Raw genomic sequence first — 8140 nt, 5'->3', positions numbered from 1 at the left:
AATACATCCCCCCCCCGTTTCGGGGGGGTTTACGCCGCGAAACCACAGCACCTGCAGATCGCGCAAACACCCGCAACCTGACAAACCACCAGCTTCGCGGCTCACGCCGCTCCTACAAGACGGTCGGCTGGATTGCTGGGGAGGCCTCTGCCGAGCATGGCTCGGCACTACCGGTTGGATTTTTCTGAATGGTGGCTGTCGCTGGTGGGGGGAGGCTTGATCGCGGCGCAGACCGGCCCCATTACCGGTGAACAGTATTCCGGAGGCCGTATGGACCCCAGTCAGAACCCGAACGTGTTTCATGCCACCACCATCTGCTGCGTGCGCCGCGGCGAGCATGTGGCGATTGCTGGTGATGGTCAGGTCACCCTGGGCCATACGGTGATGAAGGGCAATGCGCGCAAGGTGCGCCGGCTTGGCCGCGATGGCCAGGTGCTGGCGGGTTTTGCAGGTGCAGCCGCTGATGCGTTCACCTTGTTTGAATTGTTTGAAGCCAAGCTTGAAAAGCACGGCCAGCTGACCCGCGCTGCGGTGGAGCTGGCCAAGGATTGGCGCACCGATCGCCGCTACGGCAAGCTCGAAGCGCTACTGGCCGTGGCTGACCGTGAAACCTCGCTGATCATCAGCGGTACCGGCGATGTGATCGAGCCGGAAGACGGCATCATCGCCATTGGTTCCGGCGGTTCCTACGCGCTCAGTGCGGCGCGGGCGCTGCTCAAGCACACCGATCTGGATGCACGTGGCGTGGCCACCGAGGCGATCAACATCGCCGGCGGGATCTGCATCTACACCAACACCAACGTCGTGGTGGAAGAGCTCTGAGCTCTTCGGCCATCAAGCGCGAGTACCCCATGAGCCACAAGATCGAAGTTTCCTCCGCCACCATGACCCCGCGCGAGATCGTGCAGGAGTTGGATCGCCACATCGTTGGCCAGCACGACGCCAAGCGCGCGGTCGCCATCGCGCTGCGCAATCGCTGGCGCCGCATGCAGCTGCCCACCGAGCTGCGCAACGAAGTGATGCCGAAGAACATCCTGATGATCGGCCCGACCGGCGTCGGCAAGACCGAAATCGCACGTCGCCTGGCCACGCTGGCCAATGCGCCGTTCGTCAAGGTCGAAGCTACGCGTTTCACCGAGGTCGGCTACGTCGGCAAGGATGTGGAGCAGATCATCCGTGACCTGGCCGATACCGCCGTCAAGCTGTACCGCGAGCAGGCCAAGGTGCGCGTGCGCACCCAGGCCGAAGAGAAGGCCGAAGACCGCATTCTTGACGCATTGCTGCCGCGTCGCAGCGTCGGCATTGGCTTTGATCCGGAAGCGGCACGCAATGAACCGTCGGCTGCCGATAACGAAACCCGCATCAAGTTCCGCCGCATGCTGCGCGCTGGCGAGCTGGACGAGCGCGAGATTGAACTGGATGTCGCCGCCAACGTCAGCATGGACATCATGACCCCGCCGGGCATGGAGGAAATGGGCCAGCAACTGAAGTCGATGTTCGCCAATCTCGGCACCGCCAAGTCGAACAAGCGCACGCTGAGCATCAAGGCGGCGCGTCCGCTGCTGATCGAAGAAGAAGCCGGCAAGCTGGTCAACGAGGACGATATCCGCGCTGCTGCGGTAGAGGCCTGTGAGCAGCATGGCATCGTCTTCATCGACGAGATCGACAAGGTCGCCAAGCGCAGCGACGCTGGTTCGTCGGGTGGCGATGTCTCGCGCGAAGGCGTGCAGCGCGATCTGTTGCCGCTGGTGGAAGGTTCCAATGTGTCGACCAAGTACGGCACGGTGAAGACCGACCACATCCTGTTCATTGCTTCCGGTGCGTTCCATCTGGCCAAGCCGAGCGATCTGATTCCCGAGTTGCAGGGTCGTTTCCCGATCCGCGTGGAGCTGGGTGCGCTGAGCAAGAATGATTTCGTGCGCATCCTCACTGAGCCGAAGGCGGCATTGACCAAGCAGTACGAAGCGCTGTTGGCGACGGAAGGCGTCAAGGTCAACTTCACTGCCGAGGCAGTGGATCGTCTGGCGGAGATCGCGTTCCAGGTCAACGAGCGGCAGGAGAATATTGGTGCGCGTCGTCTGCACACGGTGCTGGAACGCTTGCTGGATTCGTTGAGCTATGAGGCGCCGGATCGTGATGGCGACAGCATTGCGATCGACCCGGCGTATGTGGACAAGCACCTGGGTGAGCTGGTGAAGGACCCGGACCTGAGTCGCTATATTCTGTGATGGTTGGTTTTGGTTGATGAGAAGCGGCGGCACGTTGGTGTCGCCGTTTTTTTTGCGTGTGTTTTGCTTGTTGGTATTGCGAGCAAGGCCATTGCCGAGCATGGCTCGGCACTACCTGTGTCCAACGGTGCCGCGGCCTTGGCCCTCCCTTTGCCGCAGGCAAGGGGAGGGTTGGGAGGGGTGCTTTGCTTGTGCGTCTGCATTCGCTTGCTTCGCGGCTTACGCCGCTCCTACAAGACTGCTGTGGCTCTGCAAGCTTGCTCGGTAAGGCCTCCGCCGAGCGTGGCTCGGCACTACATGGCTGGCTTAGTCTTCGTCTGGTGGTGGCAGTGGCGAAGGATCTGAGCCGGGCTCGAATACACCTGGCTTCACGTAGTGCGCCATCAGCGCGTCCAGCATCTCGCGGCTGTCACGTTCCAGGTCGAACTGGGTGGGTTCGAGCATGGCGCTGTACAGCACACCGGTCAGGCCTGCATGCAGGATGCGCGCGCTGCTTGCGGTGTTCACGCCATCGCGCAGCTGGCCCAGGTCGCGCGCGCGCTCAAGTGCACGGCGGAAAATCGCCATCTCTTCTTCAACGCTGTCGTGTTGCAGCTGCTGCATCGCCAGGCTTTCGGCGGAAAGGTCGTTGCGCAGCATGATCTCCATCATCTCGCGCAGCTGTGGATCGTTGGCCAGTTCGCTCAAGGACACCAGCATCGCCGAACGCCGGTCCAGGATCGGCGTGTTGCGCAGGGGCGAGTAGGTCTGCTGCAGGCGCTTGATGAACGGCACGCGCTCGCGGTTGATCATCGCCTCCAGCACTTCGGTCTTGTTCTTGAAGTGCCAGTACACCGCGCCGCGGGAGACGCCCGCGCGCTCGCCGATCGCCGCCAGCGAGCTGCCGGCAACGCCGTGTTCATGGAAGCAGGCCAGCGCGGCATCGAGGATGCTTTCGCGGGTGGCTGCTGCCTCTTCTTTGGTCTTTCTGGCCATTGCTCTGTGCAAATGCTGGATGAAACCGACCTGAATTGTACGCGTTTACAAACATGCGTGTATGTATGTATATTTCCACGGCTTGCTCTGCAGGATGGCCGTGATGTGTGCGGCGGTGGCGGTTGCCACCGATGTACCCGTAACGTATGCGGTACGGAAGGATATGCCTCGGCATACCTCATGTTCCGCCCGATCCTCGAGCGCCACTTTTCCTCATTGAGCTCCTCTCCCATGCCTGCTATCAGTCGCTACCGTCTCGTCGCGCTTTCCCTCGCACTATCCGTCGCGCTCGTTGCCTGCAAGGGCGGCGGGGAGCAGCCGCAGCAGGGTGGGCCGGGTCAGGTCACCGTGGTCACGCTGAAGCCGGAAACGGTCACCTTGACCCGCGAACTGGCCGGCCGTGCCAACGGCTACCAGGTCGCCGAAGTGCGCCCGCAGGTCAGTGGCATCGTCGCCAAGCGCCTGTTCACCGAAGGCAGCGTGGTCAAGGCTGGCGACGCGCTGTACCAGTTGGATGACGCCGCCTACCGTGCCCAGGCCAACAGCGCCCGTGCACAGCTGGCCCGCGCCGAAGCCACTGCCAGTGCCGCTCGTCTGGCGGCACGCCGCAGCAGCGAGCTGGTCAAGTCGCGGGTGATCAGCGTGCAGGACGACGAGAACGCACAGGCCGCGTGGAAGCAGGCCGAGGCCGACGTGCTGGCCGCCCGCGCATCGCTGGATGCGGCCAACGTGACGCTGGGCTATGCCCGCATCACCGCGCCGATCAGCGGCCAGATCGGCAAGTCCTCGGTTACCCAGGGCGCGCTGGTCAGTGCTGGTCAGGCCGATCCGCTGGCCACCATCAACCAGCTGGACCCGATCTATATCGACGTCACCCAGTCCTCGGCCGAGCTGCTGCAGCTGCGCCGTGAACTGGCCGCCGGTCGCCTGGAGGGCGCCTCCGAGCTGCCGGTCGACATCGTGCTGGAAGACGGCAGCACCTTTGCCCACAAGGGCAAGCTGGAGTTCTCCGAAGTCAGCGTTGACCCGGCCACCGGCAGCTACGCCATGCGCGTACGCGTCGAGAATCCGGATCAGGTGCTGATGCCGGGCATGTTCGTGCGTGCGGTGCTGGGCAGTGGCGTGCGTCGGAATGCGCTGCTGGTGCCGATGCAGGGCATTGCGCGTGATCCCAAGGGCGACACTTCCGCGATGGTGGTGGATGCCGAGGGCAAGGTTGCCGTTCGCCCGGTCAAGGTCAGCCGCACCATCGGCGACAAGTGGCTGGTCGAGGACGGTCTGAAGGCTGGCGACAAGGTCATCGTCGAAGGCCTGCAGAAGATTGGCCCGGGGATGCCGGTGCAGGCCACCGAGAAGGGTGCCGAAGCCGCCAAGCCAGCCGCCGCGCCTGCCGCGGCGCCGGCTGAAAAGAAGTAAGCGGAGAACTACATGGCACGCTTCTTTATCGACAGGCCCATCTTTGCGTGGGTCATCGCCATCATCATCATGCTTGCCGGCGCGCTGGCAATGCTCAAGCTGCCGATCTCGATGTATCCCGAGGTCGCGCCGCCTGCCGTGTCCATTTCCGCCAGCTACCCGGGTGCGTCGGCCAAGGTGGTCGAGGACTCGGTGACGCAGATCATCGAGCAGAACATGAAGGGCCTGGACGGCCTGATGTACTTCTCCTCCAACAGCTCCTCCAATGGCCAGGCCAGCATCACCCTGACCTTCGAGAGCGGCACCAACTCCGACATCGCCCAGGTGCAGGTGCAGAACAAGCTGCAGCTGGCGATGCCGCTGCTGCCGCAGGAAGTGCAGCGGCAGGGCATCAACGTCGCCAAGTCGAGCTCGGGCTTCCTCAACGTGCTGGGCTTCGTTTCCGAAGACGGCAGCATGGATGAGAACGACATCTCCGACTACGTCGGTTCCAACATCGTCGACCCGCTGAGCCGCGTGCCGGGCGTGGGCTCGATCCAGGTGTTCGGTGGCAAGTACGCCATGCGTATCTGGCTGGACCCGACCAAGCTGCAGACCTACAAGGTGTCGGTTGACGAGGTCACCGCCGCGGTCAAGGCGCAGAACGCGCAGGTCGCCGTCGGCCAGTTGGGTGGTGCACCGGCCATCAAGGGCCAGCAGCTCAACGCCACCATCAACGCCCAGGACCGCCTGCAGACGCCGGAGCAGTTCCGCAACATCGTGGTGCGTACCGAAAGCGACGGCTCCACCTTGAAGCTGGGTGATGTTGCCCGCGTCGAGCTGGGTGCTGAAACCTACGACTTCGTTACCCGTTACAACGGCAAGCCGGCCTCCGGCCTGGCCATCACCCTGGCAACCGGCGCCAACGCGCTGGAAACCGCCGAGGGCGTCAGCAAGACCCTGGACGAGCTGAAGGCCAACTTCCCGGCCGGCATGAAGGCGGTGATTCCGTACGACACCACCCCGTTCGTGCGCGTGTCGATCAAGGGCGTGGTCAAGACCCTGCTCGAGGCCATCGTGCTGGTGTTCGTGGTGATGTACCTGTTCCTGCAGAACTTCCGCGCCACCCTGATCCCGACCATCGCCGTGCCGGTGGTGTTGCTGGGTACCTTCGGCATCCTCGCGGTGCTGGGTTTCTCCATCAACATGCTGACCATGTTCGCGATGGTGCTGGCGATCGGCCTATTGGTCGATGACGCCATCGTGGTGGTGGAGAACGTCGAGCGCATCATGTCCGAGGAAGGACTGTCGCCGCTGGAAGCCACCCGCAAGTCGATGAGCCAGATCACCGGCGCGCTGGTCGGCATCGGCCTGGTGCTGTCGGCGGTATTCGTGCCGATGGCCTTCATGAGCGGCTCCACCGGCGTCATCTACCGCCAGTTCTCGGCGACGATCGTGTCGGCGATGGCCTTGTCGGTGCTGGTCGCCATCGTGCTGACCCCGGCCTTGTGCGCCACCATGCTCAAGCCGCTGAAGAAGGGCGAGCACCACGTTGCCCACAAGGGCATCTCGGGCCGCTTCTTCAACTGGTTCAACAACGGCTTCGACCGCACCAGTGGCACCTACCAGCGTGGCGTGCGCGGCATCCTCAATCGCCCGGGCCGTTTCATGGCGGTGTTCCTGGCGTTGGCGGTGGTGATGGGCCTGCTGTTCGTGCGCCTGCCCAGCTCGTTCCTGCCCAATGAAGACCAGGGCATCCTGATGGCGCTGGTCAACGCACCGGTCGGCGCTACCCAGGAACGTACCCTGGAGTCGATCTACAAGCTGGAAGACCACTTCCTGAAGAACGAGAAGGACGCGGTTGAATCGGTGTTCTCGGTGCAGGGCTTCAGCTTCTCCGGCATGGGCCAGAACTCGGGCATGGCCTTCGTCAAGCTCAAGGACTGGAGCGAGCGCAGTGCCGACCAGGGCGTTGGGCCGATCACCGGCCGCGCGATGGCAGCACTGGGCCAGATCAAGGACGCCTTCATCTTCGCCTTCCCGCCGCCGGCCATGCCGGAGCTGGGTATCGCCTCGGGTTACACCTTCTTCCTGAAGGACAACAGCGGCGCTGGCCATGATGCGCTGGTCAATGCACGCAACCAGTTGCTGGGCATGGCAGGTGAAAGCAAGCTGCTGGCCAACGTGCGCCCGAACGGCCTGGATGACACCCCGCAGCTGCGTCTGGACATCGATGTGGCCAAGGCCGGTGCGCACGGTCTGTCGCTGGACACCATCAACAGCACGCTGGCCACCGCCTGGGGTTCGAGCTACGTCGATGACTTCATCGACCGTGGCCGCGTCAAGCGCGTCTATGTGCAGGCCGATGACGGCTTCCGCATGAACCCGGAAGACTTCAACCTGTGGACGGTGAAGAACACCTCCGGCGAGATGGTGCCGTTCTCGGCCTTCGCCAGCCAGCGTTGGGATTACGGCTCGCCGCGCCTTGAGCGTTACAACGGTGTCTCCGCGCTGGAAATCCAGGGTGAGGCCGCACCGGGCGTAGCTTCGGGTGATGCGATGCTGGAAGTGGAAAAGCTGGCCAAGCAGTTGCCGGCCGGTTTCAGCATCGAGTGGACCGCCGTGTCCTACCAGGAACGCGAGGCCGGTTCGCAGACGCCGCTGCTGTACACGCTGTCGCTGCTGATCGTGTTCCTGTGCCTGGCTGCGCTGTATGAAAGCTGGAGCGTGCCGACCGCGGTGCTGATGGTTGCCCCACTCGGTATTCTCGGTGCGGTGCTGGCCAACACCATGCGTGGCATGGAGCGCGACGTGTACTTCCAGGTGGCGATGTTGACCACCGTGGGTTTGACGTCGAAGAACGCGATCCTGATCGTCGAGTTCGCCAAGGAGCATCTGGAGAAGGGTGCGGGCGTGATCGAAGCGACGATGCATGCGGTCCGCGACCGTCTGCGTCCGATCATCATGACCTCGCTGGCCTTCGGCCTGGGCGTGTTGCCGTTGGCAATCGCCTCCGGTGCGGGTTCGGGTGCACAGCGCGCCATCGGTACCGGCGTGCTGGGCGGCATGGTGGTTGGCACCTTGCTCGGCCTGTTCTTCATCCCGCTGTTCTTCGTGGTGGTGCAGCGCTTGTTCAACCGCAAGCAGCTGGCCAGGAACGGCGACCTGCCGCAGCAGTAACGGGGCAGGGTAGAGACAAGCAAAAGGCGCCGAAAGGCGCCTTTTGCTTTTTTAGTCCCTCTCCCGCCTGCGGGGTGAAAGAGGGGCGTTTACAAACCATCGGTTTGTGCCCCTGTTGAACGAACTTGCGCCAGCGCAAGGGCCGGGGCGCGGAGCGGGGGTTGGGGTGAGGGCAGCTCCGGGCCTGGAAAGCCCAAAAGCCAACCCCTCCCCAACCCTCCCCTTTGCAGCGCAAAAGGGAGGGGCAGAAAGCGCTCGGCCAGGGAGCGGCGTAGTGCCGAGCCATGCTCGGCAGGAGCTTTCCAAGCGGACACAGGCAGCACAAGCTGCAAAGCCGGTGATTCATCAGCTGACCCATAACC

General features: G+C 63.4%; 5 protein-coding genes. 4 read left to right on the top strand and 1 reads right to left on the bottom strand.

The window, feature by feature from the left end; all coding sequences use genetic code 11:
* Positions 1 to 270 precede the first annotated feature (270 nt).
* A complete protein-coding gene (hslV, locus tag ACVOLI_RS19675; RefSeq protein WP_055772387.1) occupies positions 271 to 822 on the top strand; it encodes an ATP-dependent protease subunit HslV in 552 nt (183 codons plus the stop codon).
* Between the two features lie 29 nt (positions 823 to 851).
* The gene (hslU, locus tag ACVOLI_RS19670) at positions 852 to 2228 is read left to right on the top strand and encodes an ATP-dependent protease ATPase subunit HslU (RefSeq protein ID WP_481615674.1); all 1377 of its coding nucleotides are present in this window, start codon (positions 852 to 854) and stop codon (positions 2226 to 2228) included.
* 306 nt (positions 2229 to 2534) lie between these two features.
* On the opposite strand, the gene ACVOLI_RS19665 is transcribed toward hslU, so the two are convergent.
* Positions 2535 to 3203 (bottom strand): TetR family transcriptional regulator, encoded by a 669-nt coding sequence (locus ACVOLI_RS19665; protein ID WP_481615673.1) that lies wholly within the window; start codon positions 3201 to 3203, stop codon positions 2535 to 2537.
* Between the two features lie 231 nt (positions 3204 to 3434).
* Between ACVOLI_RS19665 and ACVOLI_RS19660 the strand changes: the two genes are divergently transcribed.
* Positions 3435 to 4619, top strand: a complete 1185-nt coding sequence (locus ACVOLI_RS19660; protein WP_481615672.1) for an efflux RND transporter periplasmic adaptor subunit — start codon at positions 3435 to 3437, stop codon at positions 4617 to 4619.
* Between the two features lie 12 nt (positions 4620 to 4631).
* On the top strand, positions 4632 to 7778 hold the full coding sequence (smeE, locus tag ACVOLI_RS19655) for a multidrug efflux RND transporter permease subunit SmeE (protein WP_481615671.1): 3147 nt from the start codon (positions 4632 to 4634) through the stop codon (positions 7776 to 7778).
* The last annotated feature ends 362 nt before the right edge of the window (positions 7779 to 8140 follow it).

Source organism: Stenotrophomonas sp. STEN029 (assembly GCF_056760015.1).
This window is presented reverse-complemented; position numbering and strand designations above follow the sequence as displayed.